The organism is Candidatus Avelusimicrobium luingense (assembly GCF_902757105.1).
Taxonomy (GTDB): Bacteria; Elusimicrobiota; Elusimicrobia; order Elusimicrobiales; family Elusimicrobiaceae; genus Avelusimicrobium; species Avelusimicrobium luingense.
Genome location: NZ_CACVTK010000006.1, coordinates 41,083 through 67,138 on the forward strand (window position 1 = coordinate 41,083; position 26,056 = coordinate 67,138).

A 26,056-nucleotide genomic window follows, 5' to 3' on the forward strand; every position below is an offset into this window, starting at 1 on the left:
CTTACGTCGGTATCTATCAAGATACCATCTCTGTCTTTTGTTAGGATTTGGGGAACCTTATAACTGTGCAGTCGTCTGCACTATAAATCTTCCTCAAAATAACACTAATTTTTTGATAAAACGACCTATTTCTGCCGTCTTATCTTATAGTAATAATATAGCAATTTCGTCGATATTTGTCAATACCTCAATCTTGCAAACAATGTCCAAACCGCCGCCATTTCACTAATTTCCTTTGGCATATTATCCATCCTTGATACTTATAGTATATTATACGAAAGCGACAACATGTTGTCTAATCGGCATATTTCCTTATAATGCCCCCATATTCATAATTTCTTCAGAAGTATTTGCAGAAAAGGAAATGCTAATTTAATTTGGCTTTGAAATTTTTATAGGCAGTGGCGGCCAAAACAAGTGCCATCCCCAGCAAGATACTGAAATATTGCCAAAAGAACGAATAATCGCCACCTTTTAAGATGATGTTGCGGAAATTGGTACAGGCATACATGAGCGGGTTGAGGTAGCATAGCCACCGGAAGCCTTCCGGGATGTTGGCTACCGGGAAAAACACGCCGGACAGTAAAATAGCCGGCAGTAATATCAATACTCCCCCCATCATGGCTTGTTGTTGGGTGTTGGCAATGGTACTGATGAGGGTAGCCACGGATAACGCACAAGCGGCCAACGCTATACCGTTAAGGGCGAATTGCCAAACCGTTCCTCGGTATGCAATGCCAAATCCTAACACGCCTATAGATAGCATTAGCATTACTACTCCAATACCGATAAAGAAGTACGGTAACACTTTCCCTAGCAAAATATCTGCCGTAGAAGCCGGAGAGGATATCAGTTTTTCCATGGTTCCCATTTCTTTTTCTTTGGTAATGGCCATGCTCCCTACAATCATCAAAATAATAAAACTGGTCATGACAAGAAGTGCCGGCACCATAAAAGCCGCCGTGCTCATTTGCGGATTAAACAAAATACGTGTATCTAATACAAGCCGCGGCTGCTCGCCCAACCGGTACCCGTGGCTGGCCGCTACACGCGCTAAAATTTGGCTAATATACGCATTTACCTGTTGAGCACGCTGGGCGTTGGTAGCATTGATAAGCAGTTGAATAGGTTTATTTTGCCGCTCTAAGGCATATTCAAATCCTTGCTCGGGGGCCACCAATACCGCTTCTGCCTTGTAAGTGGTAAGCAGTGCGGTAGGATCAGAAACATTAGTTCCGTCTATGTGGTGCACTTGCTTAAACCAACGGGAAGCAACTGCCCGCGTTTGCACTTCCCGTGCAATCGCAGACGGTTTGCTGACAATCACCATTTCTATATTTTTTACTTCACTGGTTAGCGCAAGCCCAAACATGGTTAGTTGAACTATCGGAACAAAAAAGATAGCCACAATCATCTTAGGATCACGAAAGATTTGCACAAATTCTTTGCGAATTAGCCCTCTTATAATGCGTTTGTGTATCATGGCTCCACATCCGTTTTAAAGTTTCGTACGGCTAGCGTAATCATTCCTGTCATAAACAGAAACAATGCAATAAAAGGAATCAGCAAACCACGTAGTCCCGCCCCGCTTAAAAATAAGGCACGGCTGATTTGTAAAAACCACCGTTGCGGAAATAACATGGTTACATATTGGAAGAATGCGGGCATATTTTCAATAGGGAAAATAAATCCCGAAAACATAAAAGAAGGGAGCAATCCTATGGCGAACCCAAACTGAATGGCGGATTGTTGTTGGCGCGTTATGACCGATATAAGCAACCCCAGCGCCAGCGCGCCCATAATATAAAACAAACAGGCTGTTAAATAGAGCACAAAACTGCCGTGAAACGGGATGCGAAACACCAGTAATGCCAGCGCAAATACAAGCAGTACATCAAAGAAGGTAAGCAGAAAATACGGCAGTAACTTGCCGACTACAATCTCTAGCGGACGTAACGGTGTAGAAAGTAGTAGTTCCATAGAGCCGTTTTCCCATTCCCGCGCTACTGTTAGGGCCGTTAAAATAATGGCTAGAAATCCAATAATAACGGTACTCAGTGCCGGAACAATAAACCAACGGCTGTTCAGTTCCGGATTAAACAAATAACGCGTGCGTATTGCGGCAGAAGGCGGCTCGTGCGAAGATAAAATAGATTGTTGGGTGGTCTGCACAATACCTTGCATATAGGTAGTGGCTAAGGCGGCCATCGTATTATCTGTACCGTCTATCAAAAGTTGCGCGCGGGCAACCTCTCCGTTTGTAAAGGCAGCATGAAATCCGGGCGGGATAATCAGTAAGCCGCGCATACGGTTTTGTTGGAGTTGTAATTCTGCCTCTGACGGAGTATGCGCGGCGATGATGTCAAAATACCCGGCCGCGCTGGCTTGCGTTAAGAGTTCTCTTGAGGTGTGGCTTTGGTCGTTATCGCGCACGGTAAGTGGAATATGATGATAATCTAGGTTAATCACAAACCCGAAAAATACCACAAACACCATAGGGAGCACCAACGCTACTGATAACGTAAAAATATCACGTTTAATATGCTTTGCCTCTTTGCTGGCAATAGCCATAATGTGTTTGACTAAGGTGTTCATTTCGCCCCCGATATGGCCTTTAAAAACACGTCATCAAGCGTAGGTTCCACCGTGCGTGTGGTAAAATCAGCGTGATGCTTTTGGCAATATTTTTCAAATGCCGTATTATCCGTAACATTTACACGTAATTTGCTGCCAAAAACGGATACTTCCCCCAAGGACAAACTACGCATTTCTTGAGAGATAATTTGTTGATTACCTTGCGTAAAAGTAAGTTCCACGGGTTTTTGCGGAAAATAAGTTTTCTTTAAGTTATCGGGGGTATCTGTTGCCAAAATATGCCCGCGTTCCATGAGCACAATGCGGTGGCAGTACTCGGCCTCGTCCATATAATGCGTGGTTACAAATATCGTTTTACCTTGCGAAGATAAACGACGAATAAGTTCCCAAAAGGCCTGACGTGTTTGGGGAGAAGTCCCCGCAGTCGGTTCGTCTAAGAAGATAAGTTCCGGATCGTGCAAAATAGAGGCCGCTAGCGCAATCATCTGTTTGGTTCCGCCCGAAAGTTGCCGCACAGGCCCTTTCGGAACGTTTGTAAGCCCGATAAATGAGAATAATTCATCTCGGCGTTGGTTAATTTGGGCCCGAGATAATTCATACAAACTGCCTGCAATATCCATATTTTCTTGTACCGTCAAATCCGGATATAGCGTGAATTTTTGAGACATATACCCAATATGCGGTTTGAGCACCGAGATAGAAGCCGCCACATCGGTTCCGTTTACAAACACTTGCCCGGATGTCGGATTTAAAATACCGCACAAGGTGCGTATGGTGGTTGTTTTTCCGGCGCCGTTAGCCCCTAAAAAGCCAAAAATTTCTCCGCGGCGAACTTCAAAAGAAATATCGTTCACCGCTTTAAAATCTCCAAACGCAATGACAAGATTTTTTACTTGTATAATCGTATCATTCATGTTTCAAAAATAGTTCTGCAAAATTCGTAACGTGTAAATTTTCCATGACGCTTTGCGGTTGGCCGCTGGCAAGCAATTTCCCATCTTGCAGCACATGTACCTTGGCGCAACGTTCGGCCTCATCCATATAAGACGTGCTTAAAATGACGGTCATTTCCGGGCCGGCCACACTATAAACGATGTCCCATAACTCTTGGCGCGAAACAGGATCTACGCCGATTGTGGGCTCATCTAATAGCAACAGAGCCGGATGGTTTAACAGTACGCACATCAGCCCTAATTTTTTGTACATTCCCCCCGACAATTTTCCTGCCGGGCGGTCCTTAAACGGAGTCATGCCGGTGGCGGCTAATAATTCTTCTGCCCGCTTATGAAAATCAGACTCGTCCAAATCGTATAAATCGCGGAAAAACTCTAAATGCTCCCACACGCTTAAATCGGGATATAAACTAGGTTCTTGCGGAAAATATCCTGTGCGGCTTATGGCTTCTTGCGCCGGGCATGCCTTGTCACGATAGGTAAAGTTAAAAGTGCCTTTGTTGGGTTTTAACAGCCCTTTAATTAAGCGTAGCAGCGTGGTTTTTCCGGCGCCGTTCGGGCCTACAACGCCATGCACGATACCGGCTTCAAAAACAGTGCTTACATCTGTCAAAGCCACCGTCGTATTGAGCGTTTTGGATATATGTTCTGCCCGAACTTCAATAGACATTATTTTACAAACTCCGTTTCCAACGTCATGCCGGGTTTAATGGTTAAATTTTCATCATTCTCAAAACGTGTTTTCACCCCATATACAAGCCGGGTGCGTTCATCCCGTGTTTGTACGTTTTTGGGAGTAAATTCGGACTGGTCGTTAATCGCCAAAATGCGACCCTTAAACGTTTTATCTGCTTCCGGCAAATAGCCGCTTACTTCTTGTCCGACAGACAAATTGGCCAGTTCATCATGCGGCACATACACCCACACATCAAGTTCTTTCAAATTGGCTACGGTAAGCATTTTTTTACCCGCGCTGATAAATTCATGGGGCTCATAGTATTTATAAAGCACTTGCCCGTTAAGAGGGCTGGTAAGCGTGCACCAACTTTGCTGAAGTGCGGCTTCGTCATACTGATGTTTTTTGATATCATAGTTCTCTTGCGAACCGGCCGTCGTTTTCAAAAGTTGTGCTGCCCGGTTAAATTCTGTTTGCGTAATTTCTTTTTTAAGGTTTGCCGCGTCACACGTCAAACGTGCTACTACTTGTCCTTGCGTTACCGGGGATCCCTCTTCCACTAAAATTTCTTGAATGGTATCACTCAAACGGGCAGAAATATCTACGGAAATAGCCTCGGCCACTCCGCTATAATGAAACGGCGTACTGCGGAAAAACGTCAACGCCACGATTACTAAAATTAAAAGTACCACTACGGCTATGATAATTCTCTTTTTCATAAGGTCTCCTTGCTTAAACTATTTAAAATGGCTAATTGATTGAGTTGCTCTACTTGCACATCTGCCAAAGAAAGTTGGCTTTCGAGCAAATCTAAATTGGCCCGATCTACTTCAAAAAAAGTAACGGCCCCGGCTTTATAGGCCTGATACGTAAGGCGTGCCGTTTCACTGGTTTGTTTAATAGTATCTTTGAGTAAATTTTCTTGCACTTGTAAACCGTACAAGCGATCTTTGGCCGATAAAAACAAGGCCGTCAATGTTTCTTGTGTATCCTGTTTTTCATAGGTTTTGGCGCGGGACAGTTCCTGTTGTGCCTTGGCTTGCTGACGGTCTTTGCCGCCTTCAAATAATGGGATAGAAACAGCCGCTCCCGCACGCCCTAAAAATACATGTTCGCGGATGGCTCCGTTGGGGTATTCAAAGTAAGCACCGCCTTGAAGTGCCACGCGCGGATAGAGCGAAGATTTATAACTGTCGGCCAAATAATCATAATACTGGGCCATTTCATCCAAAGCGGCCAATTTAGGAGAATTTTCATCAAACTCACTTTGCCCGTATAGGCGGAACAATTGAAGCGTATTTTCTAACGGATCCGTATCTAATACGGCGGAGGTTTTATTTTCTTCTTTAGCGTTAGCAAGGCGTTTATCTGTTGGGTATGAGGGGTCAATGTTGTAATCAGTTCCGGTCAACTTAAACAGCGTACGTAATTGCCCGGCCAAGGCACTGCGTGCCCCACTCATAGCCGTTTGTGTTTTTAATACTTGTTTGCGGGCGATAGAAACGTCTAAATTACTTTTAGAACCGGCTTTGTAAGCGGACTCCACGTCGGAAAGTTGCTTTTGCACCACTTCCAATTGTCCGTTCAACAGCACCAATTGTTGTAAAAGTTGTTGCACCGCAAAATACGATTGGCGCACTTGCAATAAAATTTGTTTCCGGGCAAATTCATAGGACTGTTCTTGCGCGCTGGCCGCTTTAGAAGCACTTTTTTTAAGAGAACTGCGTGCCCCGTTATCAAATAGCACCCAACTGGCAGTCGGCCCGACAGAATACCCCCAAGTATCGCCAAATTTTAACTCTTGCCCACCGAACTTGAGCGTGGGAACTTCCGATACCCAAACTCCCTTTGCATCTAATGACAAAGACGGATAAAGAGACGACGACACGCTTTTTTCCTGTGCTTGTGAAGAACGGACTTGTGCTTCTAAACCTTGCAGTTGGGCGGAAGATTTAAGCGCATCCCGCTCACAATCAGCCAAGGACAAAGAAGAAACATCCAACCCATAAAGTACGGTTGTGATAGTAAATAGTACCAGTAACCCGAATAGTTTTTTCATATTTTCTCCCTATTATTATTTTATCACATTAAGAGAGAACACTCTTCGGAGATTGGATACATATTATTAGACATTAAAAAGCCTCTTACGCTTATGTAAGGGCCCAAAACCAACTCTGCTAACTTTCGCTTTTAATCGGCAAGTCGTAATCTACAATACGCACGTTTTCTTTTTGCTCTTGCCACACGGTAACAATGTCACATACCGAAGTACCGCCAAAAGTGGAATATGCTTTAAGCAAAACCGGGCACTCCCTTAAACCTGTACTAGATGCCATGGCTACTTGGGGCGAAAAGTATAGGAAAACCCTTACAAAATAAAAACCCTAGTAAAGGTCACTAGAGTAGAAACTGAACACAGATTGACACTGTATCCGCGTGATTTTCCAGGTGTTATGCGGTTAAATTTCGCGCTTTTATTATGTCTTGTGCGCCTTTGGGGCACAGTATTTTGCGGTCGTGACTAAGCAAGATAAAGCAGATAAACTATACCAAGCAAGGACAGAGTTTGGACACTATAATCTTAAAATTCGATGCGCTAAATATAAATCGTATCTGCCCAAATAAGTGTCCATTCTATATACTTTTGGCAGAAAAAACCACCCTCTAGTTTGCGCTAAAGGGTGGCTATCTAACAGAGGATTTCTATCCCCTAAAACTTTCCTGCGTTCTGTATGGCAAAATTAGCGGTGTCCTGTGCGGCATTGGATAATCCTTGTAAAAGAATCTGACCGAGACCACCGCTATTTTTGTTTTCGGCTGCTTGTTGAGTTGATTCTGCTCCACTGGGCTCTAAGTTGAGTTGCATTCTCTGCTGCATAATTGGCAAGAGCCGCTTTTCGTATGGCGTTAGCTTTGCTCCATGCATTTGTAAAAGTTTTACACAAGGACCCATATATGGGTTAACACTTGCATGAAACAACGCACTCAACCCTTCATAATCACGCACATTTACGTCCGCTCCAGCACTTATATACAGTTTGATTTGTTCTTCTTTAGCCCCGAATAACGGAGTTCTACCGTACATGTTGCGAGCATTTACATCTGCCCCGGATTGGATAAGTAATTTTAACTTTTCTATGCTGTCCTTATAAAAGTTGTAATGTAAAACGGTAGAATAAGAACGGTTACGAGCATTAACATCCGCTCCAGCTTTTATCAATGCTTCTATCATCTCCACACTTGCATGACGATCTATTGCGACCATTAAAATGGTTTCGTAATGTTTACTGTTATGAAAATTTGGATCTGCTCCTTTCTCTAAAAGGGCATTTACTACGTCTATATTTGCCTTTTTTGTTGATATTGCTTTTGCTAGTGGCAAGAATCCATCACTACCTCTACCGTTCGGATTAGCCCCTTGTTCCAGTAATTTCTTTACTTTTTTTACATTTCCTTGTTCTGCGGCAGCACACAACTTGTCATTTAATTTTTGTTGGGCTTTGTCCGGTTTATTCCATGCCTCTAAACGGCCGAAATTCTCATCTGCGCCATTTTTAAGTAGCATTTCTACTGCACTTGCGTCATTAGAATCGCGTGCAAAAGATAAGGCAGTAGCAGGATTAGGCTCGTCACATTTTGATTTATTATGCCAAAATTGGTCTTCGCCCCACAAGTAAGATCCCCATAGGCGGTCTTCCGATTTACAACGCGGTAAATTCATCACCGCATTTACGTCCGGTTTGGCTTTGAGTAAGCGTTCACGGATTTTTTTTGCTTCCGGTGTAACGATAGAGAAACTGTTAATTAAAGCGGTAATCCCGTTCTCGCCTCTAGCATTTACATCTGCACCTGCAAAAAGTAGCATATCCACAGACGCTAGGTTTTCTTTGGCTGCATAGATTAAAGGTGTGTTTCCGGCCTCATCCGTAACATTGGGGTCCGTACCTGCCTCTAATAAACCCCTAACTTGGGAGGCGTTTCCGTCTTTAGCGGCGTTAATTAAAGCACGCTCGTACTGTGTGGTAGCTTGCTTGGCCTGTGCTAACCCCACGAGAAAGAGTACGGCAAATAAACTGGTTACTATTTTTTTCATTTATTCTCTCCTTGTAAATTTAAAAGTTATATCCGGACGTTGGACCGAATCTGCAAAGACAACCTGCAGGTCTGCCACCCGACGAGAAAGCACTATAGCTTGCGGGTTGCATTAACGGACGACCGAAAGATTGACAGCATTGGTTACATTCCATAGAGTTACTGGGTTTATGGTTCACACAATACTTACAGGTGTTCCCTCTAAAGTATGTACCCATGTAAGAACAAGTCAAATTGGCGGCATTTTGTTGTTGTTTGGCTTGATTCTTTGCGGCTTGTGCTTGCGCTTTAGCCTGCTGAGCAGCGGCTTGGGCCTTGTTGTATTCCATCTCCGCTAACAATTGCTCGGCTTCCATTTCCGCTCTTGCTCTGGCATCCATCTCGTCTAATTCTGCCTCACTTGGCAAACTAGCTTCGGGTATTTCCACGTTCCCATACATTGTAGGAACACCACCATAGCCATTTAACAAATTCTTGCCTTTGACAAATTCCTTATTAGCACCAAAGTCCTTACGTTTGGGAGTGTCCACCGTATCTAACTTTGCGGTTCCTTGCTTGGCAGGGGTTGCAGTTGCCTTCACACCTTCCGGAATAGTAGCTTCCGGTAACTCTACACCTGCACTGGGTTTATAACCTGCCAACTTATTCGTGGGCTTTGTTTCCGTCTTTTCTTCTTCGCAGGTGGTCTTCCCAGGCAAAGGTACGCACTTGGTTTTAATTCCATATTTAAGCGGTTCTGCAGGGATAATTACGCCATTGCCTGTCATGGTCGGCCCTGTGGGAGTAGAAACCTTTACGGAAGTACTACCTTTACCCGTTCGAGTAGGTTTGGTAGCTTTAGCAGGCTTTGGGGCTTTCTTGGCTTCTTGCTCTTTATTCCATTCCGCTTCCGTGCATCTTACTTGCTTCCCGTTTTTATCGCAAAAGAATTCTACTTGATAATCTTTTAAATGCACCTTCTTGGGTCTAGCATATTTCTCGTCCTGAATAGGAGCAGGGGCTTGCGTTACAGCCGTGGGATGTATTTTCTTTACTTCTTCCGCTGTAAGTTTCTGTTCCTTGGGTGCAGGAGTTACGGGAGTTGTGGCTTTTACTTGTGTGGTTTCCGTTTGTGTCTTGGCTTTTACTTCCACCGCAGGTTGTGGCTCGGGTTTGCTAGAGGGTACCATAGGCATAGGTTTCCCTTTAGGCATAGCGACCTTCGGGGAAGAATTGTGCGGAGTAACCACTTTGGCCCCACCTTGTAATTGCACTTCCTTGGGGTTGTTAGTAGGGGTTACATTGGTAGGGACTCTTTGTGCAGGGACAACGGCTTGGGTCTTGGGCTTATTTACTTTTGTGCCCTTAGTACCACCGCCAACATCCACCGCATCCCTATAATCTGCATCTACAGGGTCACTTACTTTGGGGACTACAACGTCCTCTTTGTAATATCTCTCGTCTCCTGCTTGGAAGTATTGCACTTTATCGGCAGGATTATTTGCCGCCCACATACAAATAGGCAGGAAGAATAAAACGGATAGTTCTAGTGTCTTACGCATATATGATTCTCCCTTTTGTTCCTACTTAAAGGTATTGTAGCACATATTGCGTATAGGCGACTAAAAAGCCGCCCCTATTGCTAAGATCGCTGTTCATGGCTTTTATTATGCCTTGTGCTCTTTTTGGGCACAGTAGTTCTGTAAATATTTTATAATGAAAGTATGAAAAATATACCGGATTCCAACAAAGTGTTCCCGAACGAGAAGCTCCCCGACCTTTGCTATATTAAAAATGTAGTAAAGAACCCGAATATCATTATCGGCGACTATACCTACTATTACGGTGACGACGCCGACCAATTTGAAAAACACGTCACCCACCACTATCCGTTTATCGGGGATAAACTGATCATTGGCAAATTCTGCGCGATTGCTAAAGGCGTGGAGTTTGTGATGAACGGCGCTAATCACCGGATGAACTGCGCAACTACTTATCCGTTTTATATTATGGGTGGAGATTGGGGCAATGCGTTGGCGCCCGTAACCAAAGAACTCCCTTTAAAGGGCGATACCGTCGTTGGAAATGACGTATGGATTGGGCAGAACGTTACGATACTCCCAGGCGTGCATATTGGCGATGGGGCGATTATCGGCCTAAACAGCGTGGTAACCAAAGATGTGCCGCCTTACACCATTGTGGCCGGAAACCCTGCTAAAGCCGTCCGCAAACGCTTTGATGATGAATTGATTGACCTGCTGCTCAAACTTAAATGGTGGGATAAGAGTGTAGAAGAAATCAATGCACTTATTCCGCTTCTCTCTTGTAGTGATTTAGCCAAAGTAAAGCAAGAAATTAAAGTCCTTGTGCATTAAAGCTACCCCGCCTGCTTTTGGACACTAAAAAAGCCCCCTACACTTAAGTAAGGGGCAAACGAAATACAAATATAACTTGTATTTATTTAACTAATTTTTTGCCACTATTCCATGCTTGACCTACTTTTTCACCAATTTTGTAATAACCGCCTTGGAACTGGTCAAACACAAAAGCGTTTAATTTCGTAGGATCTACGGTACCCTTATCAGTTACCACCTTTTCATCTGCAAGCACATTGACAATTTTACCCACCACACGGAATCCATCCGGTTGGATTTCTGCGACTTCGCATTCCAACGTAAGCGGAAATTCCTCTACAATGGGGGCATCTACCCGTGTACTTTTAACCGCATGCAAACCTGATTTCTCAAATTTATCTTTGACAGTATTAGCAGAAACGATACCAAAATAGTCCGCCGCTTCCAAATGCTCCGTATCGGCGATACTAATTGTAAATGCCTTACGTGCTTTAATGTTGGCTACCGTTTTATGGCTTTCTTCTAAGTTAAGAGCTACTTTGTCATGGTCACAAATGCCACCCCACGCCATGTTCATTACATCTACGGTGTCATCCTCGTTATACGTGGCTATCAGCAGTACCGGCATAGGGAATAAAAATGGTTTTACACCAAGTTCTTTTTTCATATTTCCTCCATATAAAATTATTGTAGCAATTATGAGACAAATCGCCTTTAGTATGCTATCTACTTTTGGAAATTAAAAACCTGCTCCATACAAGTATCTTCCGATAATTTCTTTCTCATTATTTATCCATATCTACCAAGGTATATTTGCCCGTTCCCATACCTAATTTTTTCATATACGGAATTTGATGCAACCCTTTGCGCGATTCAATACGTTCCTTCAAATCGTGTGATTCTTCTTCCGGCAACGCATACACCATATCCAAAGAGGCTTGGTCCACGGCCACAATATTCGTAGAGGCCAAAATGCCGATATCACGCGCTTTGGGTGTGGCGGCGGAAGTCCCCGCACAATCGCAATCAACCGACATGCGGCGCAAGACGTTAATGTACACAATCTTCTTGCCGAAGTGATCTACCGTGGCTTTGGCAGATTCAGCCATGTTCTCTTGGAAACGGGCTCCCGTATAGCCCCATTGCTTATCGCCTTTTTGGTGGATCATCTTTTTGCCGATTTTGCCGTCAGCCATACCGATAGCAATATTTTTCATACTGCCGCCGTAACCGCCCATGGTGTGACCCTTAAAGTGAGTAAGCACTACCAGCGAGTCATAATTTAATACATGGCTGCCCATGGACATTTCTTTGAAGTGTTTGCCGCCTTTTACAGGGAGCATAACCGTACCGTCTTCGTCCAAGATATCCACTTTGGAAAATGTCCATCCGTTGGTTTTAAGCGTTTCGCGGTGGCCTTCGGTCGTTTGGCGCGGAGAATTGTAAAATACATTCGTTTCCACGAGCGTACTGTTGGGGATATGTTTCCACAGGGCTTTTACCATCGGAACCGGTAAAATGTTCGGGCCGTGCGGCTCGCCCGTATGGAACTTAATAGCCACTTTCCCGTCAATGTTGTTAGAGATTTTGTCATAGATTTTAACAAGACCTTCGGGGCTGATATCCCGCGTAAAATACACCACATCTTTGTCTTGCGAAGTTTTTTGTGTCGTTTGCACAGTTTGGCAAGCGGACAATGTTACGGCTCCTAATAATACGACAAGTAATTTTTTCATTATGTTATCTCCTTTTAGCATTTTTTGCCCATTTCATAGGCTTTCTTATAAGCGGGCAGTTCTTTTACCTCGCCTATTTGCCAAGCCCCTGTACCGTAAATAATGCCTTTTTCGTTTGTACCGTCCAAACAATCGCGCGTAAAACCGCGTAGGCCTTCTATCGTAGGAGCCAAATTGTTTTTGTCGGTATCGGCGGCAGAAACAATAAAATAGACATCTTTATCGGAAATTTCCGTGTACCGGGGTACGCAACGGTCAATAAACGTTTTAAGTTGTCCGTCCATGGTGTAGAAATAAACCGGCGTGGCAAGTACAATTACATCGGCCTCCACCATTTTACCCAATAACGCTTTCATATCATCTTTTTGCACACATTGGTGCGTGTTATTACACACACCGCAACCCAAACAATAGTTAATTTTATGATTGCGCAAAAAGATTTTTTCCACGTCGTACCCGGCTTCTTTAGCGCCTAACAGAAACTGGTCACACAACAAGTCGGAATTGCCCCCTTTGCGAGGCGAAGCAGATATAATTAATACTTTTTTAGTCATATTTTCTCCTATAAATTGTTTAGCCAATGCACAATTTTGTTGTGTACGGCTTGGTTATACTCCGGGCCGACATTATTAAAATTGGCATACGTGCCCACTTGAGCATTTTGAACACCGGACGTAAAATCTTCCAAAAATGACCTGGGGTTACTGCCTTGCGTGGAAAACGGTATTACTTTCTTATTCTTAAAATCCGTTTGATCCAAAAAGGAATATAAGGGAGTAGCCATGGTGTACCACCACACCGGTCCTCCTACAAACACCACGTCGTAATTACTCACATCCGGCAAATTACCGGCTAAAGCGGGATAAATTTTGTGGTTAAGTTCTTTTTTAATGCGTGCATAAAAAGCCGGAGAACTCTTAAATTCTTCCTGTGTTTGAATACGGTAAGTGTCCGCTTGTGTGATGGCGGCAGTTTGCTCGGCAATGTCTTGCGTATGGCCTGTCCAAGAATAGTAAATTACCAACACTTTACCCAACTTGGCGGTATAAGGAATTTCTTGCGTAAAATTGGCGAGTTCTTTTTTATTGCGCTGGGCTACCCGTACATGGTGTACCAGTGCCATTATTCCGCCGATAACTGCTAAAATAAGCAAAATAATAAGTATCTTTTTAATCATACACCCCCCTAGAATTTAAGTTCCTTGTCTTTAGATGCAATTGCTTTATCGTATACAGAGATTTTATAATCTAACCGTTTAAGCGTCTCTTGCATTTCTGTCAAACGTGCTTGCAGGGCTTTACGCTCGGTAACTAACAAGTCCCGCCGGGCCTTAAGCGTACGTTTGCCGCGCTTAAAGAGTTCAAAATACTTTCGCAGTATTTCTATGGAAAGTCCGGCACTACGCATGCATTTAATAAACGCTATTTGCACGCAGTCTTGCTGCGTATAATTTCTTATTCCGCCGGGCGTACGGCTTACATTAGACAGCAATCCCTCTTTTTCATAATAGCGTAACGTATCGGGCGAAATGTCACATTGTTTACTTACTTCGGAAATAGTCATAATCTCTCCTGTAAAGATATTGTAGCAGTTGGAGTCAACTCCAAGTCAAGTTAAAAATTCAACCGATCTTCTATATAAATAGGGCCATATAGGTCGCCCCGTAAGAGAATGGTGTGTTATAATATAACATAAGGAGATGAATTATGAAAATAACAAAATTAGCAGTCCTAATTGCCCTATTGGGGACTTGTGTTTTCGTTGAAGCACAAGAGTACAAAACGCGCGAAGTACCAAATGCGCCCGCTTTTTCCGCCATTGAAGTGAACGGTGGAGACGTAAATGTGTCTTTCTCACAAGGGCCAAACCACGCTTTTGCCATCAGCGGACAAGCCAAACTGGTAAAAGCCACCAAAATAAAAGTAAAAGATAATACCCTTATTATCGAATATAACGAACCTTTCTTTACGGGGGACGATAATGATGTCAACATTCGTGTAACGGCCCCGCAATTGGTTCGCATACGTGTGGCCGGAGAAGCGGATTTTGAATCTAAAACTCCTTTTCAAGGGCAAGACTTAACTATTAAAACCCGTCAAAACGGCGAAGTATCCATGAAAAATGTTTCCGTTTCTAATCTCAACTTGGATGCGAAAGGAAGTTCCTCGATTGATATGGACTATATCAACGCTAACAAGGTTCGTGTTTCTTCGTTAGACCGCGCGGAAGTGGAACTTTCCGGTAACACCGAGGTGTTTGAAGTAGCCAAAAAAGGCATGTTTGCGGAAATTGACACCAAAAAACTGATTGCCAAACAAACAAGTGCCGCCGAAAACGGTGCAGCCGGGCAAGTAACCAAAGCAGACGGAAGTGTTGAATTTAATTTTTAATACGTTCACGTGATAATCAAAGCCCCGCAAGCAGCGGGGCTTTTTTCTAGTCTATTTTCTAGTTGTTTTTTGACTTTCTTCTCTAGATTGTTGTATGTTTTCTAGTTGTTCTTTATCTATAATTTTTGGTATGAATACCAATATTGGGACCACATGATTCATTTCGTTTTTACTTTCATACTCAAAAACCCCAACATATGTAGAGCAGGTACCACTTGGCGGAGTTAAAATCTTTTTATCAAAGTACAGCTCATCTTTTTGTTTCGGATACATGAAGATTTTGCTATTAATTGTCTTGCATTTATCATATTCCGTAATCTCACAACCATTTGCTAAAACAAAATCTGATAATACTTGAAATACTACATAGGACTTATATTCACTTTCGCAGTATGGATTTTTAACATATAATCCTAAATTTAGAAATTTATCTATTTCTTTTTCAGTATATCCAAATTGACTTGCGATTCCCATTGTTAGAACATCTACATAGTTAATATCCCGTTCCGCGTATTTTAGTAGAATCTGTATTCCTTCGTCCTTTTCGAGATCTTTTAATTCTTTAAGCGTGGCCTCCTCTTCTTTTGTGAGAGTTTTCTTTTCTTCTTTTTCTTGTAAATCTTTTATCGTCGCAATCGCATGCTTTTGGATTTGATACAAACTTGGACGTTGATTAGAAGCACAAGCTCCTAAAAATAATCCTAAACATAAAATACAAATCAATTTTTTCATAATTTCTCCTTTTGCGTAATAAGAATATCAAACCGTATCCTAATCACATTGCCCAAAGCGTCTAATGGGCAGCCGCTTGGGTATTATTTACTTTATATTGCGGTAAAAAAATTTCTACTTTAGATTTTTGTACCAAATCTTTCACTTGTTGTTGTATTTTTTGTTGCAACGCTACCGATATCAGATAGTTAATGATATCCTGACGGAGTTGCCCGTATGTTAACGTATGGGCGGCCCGTTTTTCATTCACGCGTAAAATATAAATTCCTGCCTGATCGGTAATAGGGCCAAACACCTCGCCCAAACGCGCTTCAAATATTTTTTTATCTATATCTTTGGGTAATGTCCCGCGTATTAAAATCTTTTCCCCATTTGTTTGTAAGGCACTTTTATCGTCGGAATAGGCTTGTATGGCTTGTGTAAAAGCAATTTTATTATCCTTTAATTCTCGGGCGATTTTATTAGCCAAATCTTTTTTATTCGCAATCATTTTTTCATCCATATCATCGGAAATCGCTAAAAACACAATGGAAGCAGCCACCCGTTCCGCACTAGCCTTTTCCACGCCCGCCGCAAAGGGAGCAATTAATGCCAAATCTTCCTTTGATAAAGAGGTAATTTTATGTTGATTTTTAGATACAACCGCCATGGTATCGTCATAAAATTTTTTTAAGGTTTCTTCACTCAGTTCTATTTTCTGTTTATTTGACAAATCTTTCAAGAAAAGTTGCACGCTTAACTCTTTACGTATATTGGCTTTTAATTGTTGTAATGTAACACCGTCCGCTTTCAATTTTTTATTAAATTTATTCTCTATTTGTCTTTTATCGGTAATGGCCTTGCCGTTTTCGTCAACGGCAAGAAGTTGTTTAAGATTATTGATGCTTTGATTTACGGCTTCATTTTTAACGGTAATGTTTGCCTTGCGAGCTTCTTGGGCCAATACTTCATTGGTAATAATTTGATCTAAAGCGATTTGCCCCAATAATAAACGAGTCTGCTCATTATCGACGAAAGCAGGATTGTTTTGTGTTTGCTGTAATATCAAATTATCCAACGTACTTTCATAGGTTTTCCGGGTTATTTTCGTCCCATTTACGGTAGCAACGACATTTGTAGAATCAGAACAAGCGACTATCCAAAAAGCCAAAACAGTAAATAACAGAATTGCATTTTTATGTATTTTCATGATTATAATACCTCTTTTCACCAACCTATAAAACTTATATATATTATATCCAAATCCGACTGACAACAAATACATTGGGCACTATAACGTATGAAGTTCTATATGCTAAACCCAAATCTCATTGATACGTATAGTGCCCAAAAAATTATATGGTATTTCGTTGATTCGTTGCGGCTATGTTTATTTCCCTTTTCTTTGTTGCATGACTATAATGAGTAATAAAATCATACCGCATACAAGCACCATCGGCCAATTGCTACCGTTTTTCGTCCCGGTGGCAGGTTCTTCTGCTTGGGAAGCCGACGGTTCTTGATTGACATCCTGTTCTTTGGCAATCGGCTGTTCGGCCTTCGCAACTTTTTGGTCTTTATGGATGTCCTGTTCTTTGGCAATCGGTTGTTCGGTCCGGTTTTCTTTCTGCTCTTTACCGACCACCGCATTTACAACCGGCTTTTCGGTTTTTATATTTTGTTGTTGGGCAACACTCCCCTGTTCAACCGTTTCCGGCGCTTGGATATCTTTCGGTGTTTGCTGCATTTCACCAATCGCCACGACCGGCCCTTCGGCTTGCGGTTCTTGCCTATTTTCGCTCACGGTCTCATTTTCAACGGCAGGGTTCATCTGTACAGCCCCGGCATTGTGGCCGCCTTTACCGAAGGCCCAGCGGATACCGCCGACCACATCTATACCGTTTCTGCCACCGTTGTAGCCCATGGCTTGTACAAATGCGGAGAATCTGTCATTAAATGCTTTTTGCACACCCACATCATACCGCATATACGGTTTGATGCTCATTTCAGGCAATTCCACCTCATTAGCAAGCACAGATGTCTTATTCATTAAGTTATAGACCATTCCCACGGAGGCATACGGTTGCCAACCCTTTACATTACCTACTAATCTCAAGGTGGGATTTAATTGGACGGTATGTAACGGTTTAGGAGCAATCTTTACTCCCGCGGCATTGGTATAATCAAACGTCTTAATCATACTGTAATTCATCAACCAAATAGGCTGAATGATAAAATTGCCGTCGCCCAGTTCAATATTATAACCGGTTTGAGTACCCACTCCGGTGGCAAACAAGGTGGAATTTTCGCGCCCGTACATGGTACGCGTGTCCACAAAACTGGTTCCCACATTAGCGGTAACACCTGTCCAGAAATTATTTTTGTAGAACGTTTGGGTCAAGCCGAACATTCCGCCGTCCATAGAGGAACTAACTTCCGGATAATCCGTATTAGCACCGTTATATCCGACGTACCCGGTGGTAATTCCATACCAATCGCGGCCCCAATCTTGGAAAGTAGAATCAATTCCCACCAAAGACCCATACGATTTGACATCGGCTTTCGGCCCTTTGCGTAGCGGGACATCTTCAAAAGCCGCATACGATTTAAACCATATCGCCAATTTATCTTTATCTTGACCGGTCAAAATCCTTTTGCCATAGTTTTCTCCCTGTGCCACCGCATGGGAAGTTTCATCAGACATAGAGAATCTTTCATCCGCCGGGAATTTGGTGTACCAATCCGCATGTTCGTAAGCATGTTGGAAAGTATTAGCCATGATGGTCTGCATGCCGGCCTGTGAAATCACCGGCGTAGCCAATACAGCCGGGTTAAAATCAGATACATCCGTTCCGGATCCGCCCGAGTAGGTTAACCAACCGTTTGCGATGCGTCCGTAAATTCTGCGAATAGGTGTCATAATAGACGGTAATTCAAACGTTTCGGAAGTCACATTGGCTTGACCTAATTGTGTCATATCACCCAAATGGATGTTGATGTTGTCTTGAGTGGTAGTGCCAAACACATTGACCTGATTTACATTAAAGATACCGCCATTATTAGTAACCGTTGCACTAAAAGAATCGGAAGTTAAGGTACTTAAATCTAAATCAATACCGATATTGGACAGAGCATTCAAGTTGACCGTTCCGAGGTTGGTAGAAGTAATACTTCCGTCAATCATATCCATTCCGCCGCCGTTGACATTGAACGCCGTAGCGCCCGAAATATCACCGTTACTACCGAATCTCACGGTTGAATTATACAAGTCAACATACGTGTTTGTAATCGTATTATCAATGGTGAACGGTGCATTGGTTGTTAATGCTACACGAGAGCCGGCACTGCCATCACCCGTAATATCACTGACAGTTTGACTTCCGGCATTATACACCAAGGATCCGTTATTAGTAATACCGCTCGTCGCTACCAAATTCTCTGAATTGGTAGTGATGGTGCCGGTATTGGTAATCGTATTTTGGGTGATAGTATTGCTATTGGTAAAATTACCACTATTAGTAAACGCTCCGCTTCCGGTAATGGAGCCTGTATTATTACCACCGGCTACCGAAATCGTACCGTTATTTGCCACGGTTCCGTTGTTTTGAAATCCGGCCGCAGCGGTAATAGTAGTGCTGCCGTTATTGGTTAACGTTTGGCCGCTATTAACCGTTAAGGAACCTTGTGTTATATTGGCTGAATTTTGAACACTGTTCGTAACGGTTAACGAACCGGATCCCAAAATGTTTGCTGCCAAAGTACCACCCGTTAATTCCAATGTGCCATCGTTATTGGTGGCATTCGTCAAGGCAGTCGCATTCGTATTTAATGTAGCCCCGTTTTTTACATCCACCGCGTTAGCAATGGTATGATCGGCACTGTTGGTTACATTACCGGTGATATTGGTCGTTCCGCCGCTACTCAATATGTCACTGGAGATATTCCCGCCGGTTAAATTCAAGGTACCGTTGTTGGTAATTCCGTCCGTTGCCGTAAGCGTACTTGCATCAGACGTCAAAGCACCGCCGGCGGATACGCTTACTTCTTTTTGAGAAATGGTACCGCTATTGGTTAAGGTGCCGGTGATGTTGGTCGTTCCGGCCGTATTGCTTATAGTGCCGGCATTAGTCATACCGGTGCCGGCTAACGTCAACGTGTTGCTATTATCAATGGTGCCGTTATTGGTGAGCGTGGTCTTTACCGTGATATCACCCGTATTAGTCAACGTGGTGCTTGCAGCAGTTGCCAACGTTCCTTGAGAAATCGTTCCGGCGTTACTCGTGGTAGCATTGATGTTTAACGTGCCCGAATCTCCGACAATAGAGCCGTTATTATTCAAGGTACCGTTTACAGTAACTGTTCCGCTATTAGTCAACGTAACCGAGGCGGCTGTGGTAATAATTCCTTGCTCGATAGTCCCTGTGTTGGAAGAATCACCGTTTATCACCAAGGAACTCGTTCCGGTACCCGTTATGGTTCCCGCGTTAGTTAAGTTCGTATTGGCGGTAATGGTGGCATTATTGTTCGTTAAAGTATTTTCGCTTGCTACGGTAATATTATCTTGTTCTAAACTATTGTTTACCGTTACAGAAGACGCATTTCCGGCGGTATCTTTCGTGATATTTACGGTACCTGTTCCTTGGGCATTATCCAATATAACCGTACCGGACATATTGACGGTGCCATCGTTATCAATATCCGTCGTATTACCGCTTAACTTCGTGTTATAGAGATTGATTGTTCCGCCCGTGGCATTGGTCAGCGCGGTGGAAAAATTATTCAATCCGGCTCCGGTCACATTGCCGGAACTATCTACCCCTATGTCGTTTAAGGACAAGGTTTGGCCGCTTCCGACCGAGATCCCCGCACCGGTATCGCCGGTGATAGAATATCCATTTGTGTTTCCGTTTACGGTTAAATTGGTACCGCCTAATGCCGGGGTACTTGCCAACGCCGCATTATTACCCAGCGTATAGGCTTTTTCCGTTACCGTAGAGGCAATGGCATTTGCCAAGGAGTCATATTCAAACTTCAAGAAACCCGCATTTACACTTTCGTGGGATGTTTCATACGTAACAAGATAACTTTCCGTGCCCGTTATCGTTATATTTGCATTGCTTCCTAACCCCGCATTATTGCGTAAATATTCATCGGTCACTTGAACCCATAAAGGTATTTGAGTATCGGCATCATTCATCAGGTTGATATTTGCCGATGAAAATACAAAACTGCCTGTTCCGCTAACGGCTCCGGCTGCGCTGATGATATCCGCTACCGGGGTGGCCCCCGCTAAATTAACATCTATCGCCAAATCTACCGTACCGTTTATGGTGGTGCTTTGCCCTAATTGATAGGTTTCTGTCGCGCTGTTGCGTAAATCTAACAATCCGCCGCTAGCCGTAAAATTCGTCGCGTCTTCTACACTATTAGTCGCACCCAGTTTTAACGTGCCCGAGTTTAACGCCACGCTATTGCCGGCCACGGTATCATTAAACTCCACAATGCCCGCACCACCCAACACAATCGCGCCGTTTGATCCGGTGATTTTATCGTCAAATGTAATAGAACTATTCGCCCCGGCGTTCATATTAACGGTTCCGCTGTTGTACAATGCATTTGAAACGCTGTTGGCTTGGTTGCCGCTAAATACGGTGTCTGCGCCATTGGATGAGGTAATAGTTACGGTGCCTGTATTGTAAATAGCGCCCCCGGCGGTTGTAGCACTGTTGGAAGTATAGGTGCCTGATAAGTCGCTGATGGTTCCGGTATTATAGATAGCGCCGCCGTTTGCCGCATTGTTAGAAGTATACGTACCCGCCAATGCGGTAATCGTGCCGACGTTGTTTATCGCACCGCCGTTGCCCGCAGCGCTATTGGAAGTATATGTACCTGCTAAATCTGTAATCGTTCCGGCGTTATAAATAGCACCGCCGTCGGTTGTTGCACCGTTATTTTTAAATGTTGAAGCGGTGTCTACGGATACGGTTTGCCCCGCGGTGTTATAAATAGCCCCCCCATAATCGGCCATGTTACCGTCAGACGCATTATCTCCGCCGAAAGTAGCACTTATGGCATTAGTAATCGTACCGTTATTATATAAGGCGCCACCGTTACCCGTAGCGCTGTTAGCGGTATAAGTACCGGCAAATGTAGTGATTGTTCCTGTATTGTTTATTGCACCACCGTTACCCGTAGCGCTGTTAGTAGCATACGTACCCGCTAAATCGGCAATCGTTCCGGCGTTATAAATAGCACCGCCGTCGGTTGTAGCCGTGTTGTTCTTAAATATGGAAGCGGAATCTATGGATACGGTTTGCCCAGCGGCGTTATAAATAGCACCACCTAAATCGGCAACGTTACCGTCGGCTGCATTATCACCGCCGAACGTCGCACTAATGGCATTGGTGATTACACCGTTATTATATAAGGCACCGCCGTTACCCGTAGCGCTGTTAGCGGTATAAGTACCCGCTAAATCTGTAATCGTACCCTCGTTATAAATAGCACCGCCGTTACCTGTGGCTGTATTAGCAGTAAAAAGGGAATCTGTTATTGCCCCTATGCTTGAACCGCTTGCATTGATGATGGCCGCACCGGATGTATCGGTAGTATTTTGGACAAAGGTTGAACCAGAAATGGTGTTTACGGTGCCGCCGCTTATGTTATTTAGGGCAGATCCGCTTTGGTTATTATTGTTATAAAATATAGAATTTAATATGGTGCCGATCGTTCCACCGTTATATATTGTTCCCGTTTGCTGACCGCTAGCTGTAGAAACTGTATTGTTACCGATAAACTGAGAACCGGAAATAAGGTCTATCGTTGTGGTGATTTTATTATAAATAGCACTGCCACCGCGATTCTTCACTTCGACTGAGCCGGAAGCCGGAGCGGTGGCTATATTATTATAAAATATAGAATTTAATATTTGAGTTATTTTATTTGTGCTATCGTTATGAACTGTACCTTGCGGCGAATTGTTCGCGACAAAAACAGAACCGGTGATAGACATGGTCCCTTCTTCTCTGTTTTGTAATACGCCGTATTGACCGCGGTTATTAAAAAAGACAGAATCAGTAACGGATGTAGTCCCCGCTGATCTGATAAATCCGGCTCTGTCAGTTGTTTTGCCAAAATTGTCCACGGAATTTCCTACCGCAACGCTGGTAATAATATCCATCCCATCGACGATAGAACTTGAGGTGGTTGTAGTATAAGTGCCGAGATTTTGCAAGTTAAGAGTTTGGGGATTGTCTACAAAAATTCTTACTTCGTTGGCTGTTGAAGTATTATGTATTCCATAGTGTCCGGTTCCACCATCGATAGTGAGAACAGAATTCGTTCCCCCAATATCTCCCAAGACAGTTGAGGATGTTTCGTTGGCATCAAGCGTGTATGTTCTCGGCGTATCTGTTGCTTTTATTGCGTCCAAAAGCGAAGCATATTCTGCCCCCCACAGGCTATTTACACCGGAAAGGCAGAACGTTTGTATAGTTATTATTACAATTAATATTTTTTTAAATTTTTTTTGAAAATCTCGCTTCATATTTTTTGTGACGAATTTACATCCCTACTTAAAATTTACTTATATATTATATCATATTTCTCGTCAATCTATCGATAAAAAAATGATTATTTGGAAAAATCTTATTAGTGAGAATTTCTCAACAGGCGCAGCGTGTTTATTTAGCCTTACCGATTACCATATGGGTTAAGGAAAACAAGGCAAGCACGTTCGGAATAACCATGAGATTATTAAACATATCGGTCAATTCCCAAACAAAATCACTGGATACCAGCGAGCCCAACATCACAAAACAAAGCGAAATTAACGTGTACACCAAAACGGCTTTTTTAGTATTTCTTTTTCTGAATAAATAAAGGGTATTTATCTTGCCGAAGAAATTCCAACAAAGAATAGAAGAAAATGCAAAAAAGCAAAGACAAATCGCCACAAATATCGCCCCAGTCTCCGTGCCCATAATACTGCCGAAAGCATGTTGCACCAGATTTGTGTAGATAATATTGTAAATAATATAGCCAACAACCCGGTTGTGGCTACGGTCGATAACACAATCATCGGCACCCATATTACCAAGAAAGATATTGATTCGGCCTATATAGAAGTCATATTTTAAGGGCTCTCTCGCTATTTCAAACCTTCTATCCCCCATCAAAAACCGATACGCAACTAATTTGTTGCAGTACGTACCCGTATTAAATTGATACAATATAAGAGTAGTAATGAGTGATGCGGCTTTTATAGCGCGCAAATACTAGGAGAATCTATGAAAAAATATACTGCCGAATTATTAGGTACGTTTGTTTTGACTCTCTTTGGTTGCGGTTCTGCGGCCATTGCGGGTGCAACGCTGGGCACCTTAGGAATTGCCTTTGCGTTTGGGTTGTCTATCGTGGCGATGGCTTATGCCATTGGCGATATTTCCGGTTGCCATATCAACCCGGCTGTTTCGCTAGGGGTATGGATGAGCGGAAAAATGACCGCCAAAGATTTTTGGGGTTATGTTCTCGCGCAATGTGTGGGTGCTTTGTTAGCCGCCTTGGTATTAGCCGCCATTATCAACATGACCAACTTGGGTGGTATTAGTGTAACCGGTTTAGGTGCTAACGGCTACGGTACTGCCTCGGCAGTCGGTTTAAGTGCGTGCGGCGCGTTAATCGTGGAAGTTATTTTAACTTGTATCTTTGTGCTGACCATTTTAGGCGTAACCTCTAGTGAAAAAACCGCCGCTATTGCCGGATTGGTTATCGGTTTGACGTTGACCTTTGTGCACATTATGGGTATCCCGCTGACCGGCACTTCCGTCAACCCGGCCCGCAGTTTTGGGCCCGCCTTGGTATTGGGCGGACAAGCCCTGTGCCAATTGTGGGTATTTGTGGTTGGCCCGTTTATCGGGGCTGCGTTGGCGGCGTTAATCTGGAAAGGATTTAACAAAGCCAAATAAACCGGTTTAAGTAAGCAAAACCCCCGCTTATGAGCGGGGGTTTTATTTTGCACAAATATCTTTTCAAGTCTCAAGGCGAGCCTTATCCTCAAAAATTACAGTCGTTCCGCGCCTTGAGGCAAGCGGTTTTTCATTTCTTTTCTGCGATTATAAAATTCGCCGTCTGCAAAGAAAGTACCGTCCCCGTTAGCATGGATGACGCGGCGCTCTTTTTTACGCGGGTTTTCCCATAGTTGCACACCGTCCAAAACAAGTATGCCATGTTTTTCTACGTAATCTATCACTTTACATTCTACGGCGGCTAAACAGTCCGCAAGCAGTGGGGATTTTACCTTAGCGGCTTTCTGCTTTTTAAGTTTGAAATGTTTGAATTTATCACATTCGCAAGCGTGTACCGTACCAATACCGACGGCAGTATCTAACATATCCACGGCGGGCACGCATAGCGTACATTGTTTAGTGCGAAGAATTGTCTTAAAAGATTCGTTCCAACTGCCTGTGCAAATGGCAATTCTCGGTGTAAAATCTAATACCATTTGCCACGAAATCGTCATCACATTATCTTGTTTGCCGTCATGCGTGGTAACAAGCAAGACCGCACCGGACTCCAAGTACGTGAACGCTTTTTCTAATTTTCCTTTTCGCATATTATTCCTTACCGGGCACAAGTGCGGAAATTTTTTCGTGCAAGGCGGGCATTTCTCTTTTTAATGAAATAATTTTGCCGTTCTTGATAAAACAATGCCCGGAAGAGGCCGTAGAGCAAAGTTGATGGGTTGTCTTATTGAAAAACTCGTAAGCAAGCACCAACTTTACAGAAGTATATTCTTTCACGGATACGTTAATTTTCACTTCGTCGGCAAAGCGTACAGGAGCCTTGTATTGCACCGCTATACTGACCACCGGAGAAAAGACCTGTTCGTTTTCTACTTGTTGATATCCCAGGCCCAATTCTTCCAAATATGCCAAGCGGGCTTCTTCCATCCATTTCACATAATTAGCGTGGTGGATGATACCCATTTGATCCGTTTCGTGGTATTGTGCTTTTTTAACGTAAGAGAACATATTATCCTCGTACTATTTTAAGGTTTCTATCCACGCTTGTAATTCTTCTACCGACGGATTACCGTTTAGTACATTCCCTTTGATAATTGTAGTGTTGGTACTTACACTCGGTTTCAAATCTTTATCGGAATTACCCAGACCGCTACTGCCGGACGTAGCAAAAAGGATAATCGTTTTATTAGAGAAGTCTTGTTTTTCCAAGAAGGTGGCTATGATATGCGGAGCCGTCCCCCACCAAATCGGAAAGCCGAGAAACACCGTATCATACCCCTCAACGGAAAAGTCATCGCCCAACATTTCCGGGCGGGAAGTTTTGTTATTCATTTCCACAGACGTGCGGGATTTACTGTTTCGCCAATCCAAGTCCGCATCCGTATAGGGCACCGAGGGTTTGATTTCGTAAATATCAGCACCGGTAACTTTTGCTAAATTTTCGGCTACTTGTTTAGTCGTTCCGGTAGCCGAAAAATAAGCCACTAATACTTTTTGATCTTGTATCGTTGATTGCATTTCTATTCCTTTGGTATGTGTATTAGAAT

25 protein-coding genes are annotated in these 26,056 nt (G+C 43.3%); 5 read left to right on the forward strand and 20 right to left on the reverse strand.

Going from position 1 to position 26,056, the window contains the following annotated elements:
• Positions 1–367 precede the first annotated feature (367 nt).
• Genes ACQY3H_RS06125 through ACQY3H_RS06150 form a run of 6 tightly spaced genes read right to left on the reverse strand, consistent with a single transcriptional unit; the run spans position 368 to position 6,283 of the window.
• Positions 368–1,483 (reverse strand): ABC transporter permease, encoded by a 1,116-nt coding sequence (locus ACQY3H_RS06125; RefSeq protein WP_428075696.1) that lies wholly within the window; start codon positions 1,481–1,483, stop codon positions 368–370.
• Positions 1,480–2,595, reverse strand: coding sequence for an ABC transporter permease (locus ACQY3H_RS06130; protein WP_428075697.1), 1,116 nt, complete (start codon positions 2,593–2,595; stop codon positions 1,480–1,482). The genes ACQY3H_RS06125 and ACQY3H_RS06130 overlap by 4 nt, the downstream gene beginning before the upstream one ends.
• The gene (locus ACQY3H_RS06135) at positions 2,592–3,509 is read right to left on the reverse strand and encodes an ABC transporter ATP-binding protein (protein WP_428075698.1); all 918 of its coding nucleotides are present in this window, start codon (positions 3,507–3,509) and stop codon (positions 2,592–2,594) included. Before ACQY3H_RS06135 ends, ACQY3H_RS06130 begins: the two co-directional genes overlap by 4 nt.
• Positions 3,502–4,218 (reverse strand): ABC transporter ATP-binding protein, encoded by a 717-nt coding sequence (locus tag ACQY3H_RS06140; RefSeq protein ID WP_428075699.1) that lies wholly within the window; start codon positions 4,216–4,218, stop codon positions 3,502–3,504. The genes ACQY3H_RS06135 and ACQY3H_RS06140 overlap by 8 nt, the downstream gene beginning before the upstream one ends.
• Positions 4,218–4,943 carry an efflux RND transporter periplasmic adaptor subunit gene (locus ACQY3H_RS06145; RefSeq protein ID WP_428075700.1) on the reverse strand — a complete coding sequence of 242 codons (726 nt, stop codon included), beginning with the start codon at positions 4,941–4,943 and terminating at the stop codon, positions 4,218–4,220. Before ACQY3H_RS06145 ends, ACQY3H_RS06140 begins: the two co-directional genes overlap by 1 nt.
• Positions 4,940–6,283, reverse strand: coding sequence for a TolC family protein (locus ACQY3H_RS06150; RefSeq protein ID WP_428075701.1), 1,344 nt, complete (start codon positions 6,281–6,283; stop codon positions 4,940–4,942). Before ACQY3H_RS06150 ends, ACQY3H_RS06145 begins: the two co-directional genes overlap by 4 nt.
• 194 nt (positions 6,284–6,477) lie before the next feature.
• Here ACQY3H_RS06150 and ACQY3H_RS06155 point away from each other — a divergent pair, with 194 nt between their 5' ends.
• Positions 6,478–6,603, forward strand: a complete 126-nt coding sequence (locus ACQY3H_RS06155) for a winged helix-turn-helix transcriptional regulator (protein ID WP_428075702.1) — start codon at positions 6,478–6,480, stop codon at positions 6,601–6,603.
• A 331-nt stretch (positions 6,604–6,934) separates the two neighbouring features.
• Here the strand turns inward: ACQY3H_RS06155 and ACQY3H_RS06160 are convergent, their stop codons facing one another.
• Positions 6,935–8,317 (reverse strand): ankyrin repeat domain-containing protein, encoded by a 1,383-nt coding sequence (locus ACQY3H_RS06160; protein WP_428075703.1) that lies wholly within the window; start codon positions 8,315–8,317, stop codon positions 6,935–6,937.
• Between the two features lie 19 nt (positions 8,318–8,336).
• Positions 8,337–9,857, reverse strand: a complete 1,521-nt coding sequence (locus ACQY3H_RS06165; protein WP_428075704.1) for a hypothetical protein — start codon at positions 9,855–9,857, stop codon at positions 8,337–8,339.
• A 162-nt stretch (positions 9,858–10,019) separates the two neighbouring features.
• On the opposite strand from ACQY3H_RS06165, the gene ACQY3H_RS06170 reads away from it, so the two are divergent.
• Positions 10,020–10,670, forward strand: a complete 651-nt coding sequence (locus tag ACQY3H_RS06170) for a Vat family streptogramin A O-acetyltransferase (RefSeq protein WP_428075705.1) — start codon at positions 10,020–10,022, stop codon at positions 10,668–10,670.
• Between the two features lie 82 nt (positions 10,671–10,752).
• On the opposite strand, the gene ACQY3H_RS06175 is transcribed toward ACQY3H_RS06170, so the two are convergent.
• The 5 genes from ACQY3H_RS06175 to ACQY3H_RS06195 all read right to left on the reverse strand — a co-directional run bounded on the left by ACQY3H_RS06175 (position 10,753) and on the right by ACQY3H_RS06195 (position 13,948).
• Positions 10,753–11,316: a flavin reductase family protein gene (locus tag ACQY3H_RS06175; RefSeq protein WP_428075706.1), complete on the reverse strand. Its 564-nt coding sequence runs from the start codon at positions 11,314–11,316 to the stop codon at positions 10,753–10,755.
• A gap of 118 nt (positions 11,317–11,434) precedes the next feature.
• Entirely contained in the window at positions 11,435–12,385 is a 951-nt protein-coding gene (locus ACQY3H_RS06180; protein WP_428075707.1) for a DUF362 domain-containing protein, read from the reverse strand.
• 14 nt (positions 12,386–12,399) lie between these two features.
• A complete protein-coding gene (locus tag ACQY3H_RS06185; RefSeq protein ID WP_428075708.1) occupies positions 12,400–12,939 on the reverse strand; it encodes a flavodoxin family protein in 540 nt (179 codons plus the stop codon).
• An 8-nt stretch (positions 12,940–12,947) separates the two neighbouring features.
• Positions 12,948–13,562: a flavodoxin gene (locus tag ACQY3H_RS06190; RefSeq protein WP_428075709.1), complete on the reverse strand. Its 615-nt coding sequence runs from the start codon at positions 13,560–13,562 to the stop codon at positions 12,948–12,950.
• Positions 13,563–13,570: 8 nt separating this feature from the next.
• Positions 13,571–13,948 (reverse strand): MerR family transcriptional regulator, encoded by a 378-nt coding sequence (locus ACQY3H_RS06195; RefSeq protein WP_428075710.1) that lies wholly within the window; start codon positions 13,946–13,948, stop codon positions 13,571–13,573.
• 143 nt (positions 13,949–14,091) lie between these two features.
• Between ACQY3H_RS06195 and ACQY3H_RS06200 the strand changes: the two genes are divergently transcribed.
• Complete coding sequence (locus tag ACQY3H_RS06200) at positions 14,092–14,775, forward strand: GIN domain-containing protein (RefSeq protein WP_428075711.1); 684 nt, start codon at positions 14,092–14,094, stop codon at positions 14,773–14,775.
• A gap of 51 nt (positions 14,776–14,826) precedes the next feature.
• Here the strand turns inward: ACQY3H_RS06200 and ACQY3H_RS06205 are convergent, their stop codons facing one another.
• The 4 genes from ACQY3H_RS06205 to ACQY3H_RS06220 all read right to left on the reverse strand — a co-directional run bounded on the left by ACQY3H_RS06205 (position 14,827) and on the right by ACQY3H_RS06220 (position 23,468).
• Positions 14,827–15,507 carry a hypothetical protein gene (locus tag ACQY3H_RS06205; RefSeq protein WP_428075712.1) on the reverse strand — a complete coding sequence of 227 codons (681 nt, stop codon included), beginning with the start codon at positions 15,505–15,507 and terminating at the stop codon, positions 14,827–14,829.
• 61 nt (positions 15,508–15,568) lie between these two features.
• Positions 15,569–16,771 carry a peptidylprolyl isomerase gene (locus ACQY3H_RS06210; RefSeq protein ID WP_428075713.1) on the reverse strand — a complete coding sequence of 401 codons (1,203 nt, stop codon included), beginning with the start codon at positions 16,769–16,771 and terminating at the stop codon, positions 15,569–15,571.
• A 105-nt stretch (positions 16,772–16,876) separates the two neighbouring features.
• Positions 16,877–22,918 (reverse strand): beta strand repeat-containing protein, encoded by a 6,042-nt coding sequence (locus ACQY3H_RS06215; RefSeq protein WP_428075714.1) that lies wholly within the window; start codon positions 22,916–22,918, stop codon positions 16,877–16,879.
• Positions 22,919–23,168: 250 nt separating this feature from the next.
• Positions 23,169–23,468, reverse strand: coding sequence for an alanine:cation symporter family protein (locus tag ACQY3H_RS06220; RefSeq protein WP_428075715.1), 300 nt, complete (start codon positions 23,466–23,468; stop codon positions 23,169–23,171).
• A 15-nt stretch (positions 23,469–23,483) separates the two neighbouring features.
• On the opposite strand from ACQY3H_RS06220, the gene ACQY3H_RS06225 reads away from it, so the two are divergent.
• Both ACQY3H_RS06225 and ACQY3H_RS06230 read left to right on the forward strand, forming a co-directional pair.
• Positions 23,484–23,624, forward strand: coding sequence for a hypothetical protein (locus ACQY3H_RS06225; RefSeq protein WP_428075716.1), 141 nt, complete (start codon positions 23,484–23,486; stop codon positions 23,622–23,624).
• Positions 23,625–23,774: 150 nt separating this feature from the next.
• On the forward strand, positions 23,775–24,452 hold the full coding sequence (locus ACQY3H_RS06230) for an MIP family channel protein (protein ID WP_428075717.1): 678 nt from the start codon (positions 23,775–23,777) through the stop codon (positions 24,450–24,452).
• A 95-nt stretch (positions 24,453–24,547) separates the two neighbouring features.
• Here the strand turns inward: ACQY3H_RS06230 and ACQY3H_RS06235 are convergent, their stop codons facing one another.
• The 3 genes from ACQY3H_RS06235 to ACQY3H_RS06245 are packed head-to-tail and all read right to left on the reverse strand — an operon-like array spanning position 24,548 to position 26,027.
• On the reverse strand, positions 24,548–25,099 hold the full coding sequence (locus ACQY3H_RS06235; protein WP_428075718.1) for a flavin reductase family protein: 552 nt from the start codon (positions 25,097–25,099) through the stop codon (positions 24,548–24,550).
• 1 nt (position 25,100) lies between these two features.
• Positions 25,101–25,517 (reverse strand): acyl-CoA thioesterase, encoded by a 417-nt coding sequence (locus tag ACQY3H_RS06240; protein WP_428075719.1) that lies wholly within the window; start codon positions 25,515–25,517, stop codon positions 25,101–25,103.
• A gap of 12 nt (positions 25,518–25,529) precedes the next feature.
• Entirely contained in the window at positions 25,530–26,027 is a 498-nt protein-coding gene (locus tag ACQY3H_RS06245) for a flavodoxin (protein WP_428075863.1), read from the reverse strand.
• Between the last annotated feature and the right edge of the window lie 29 nt (positions 26,028–26,056).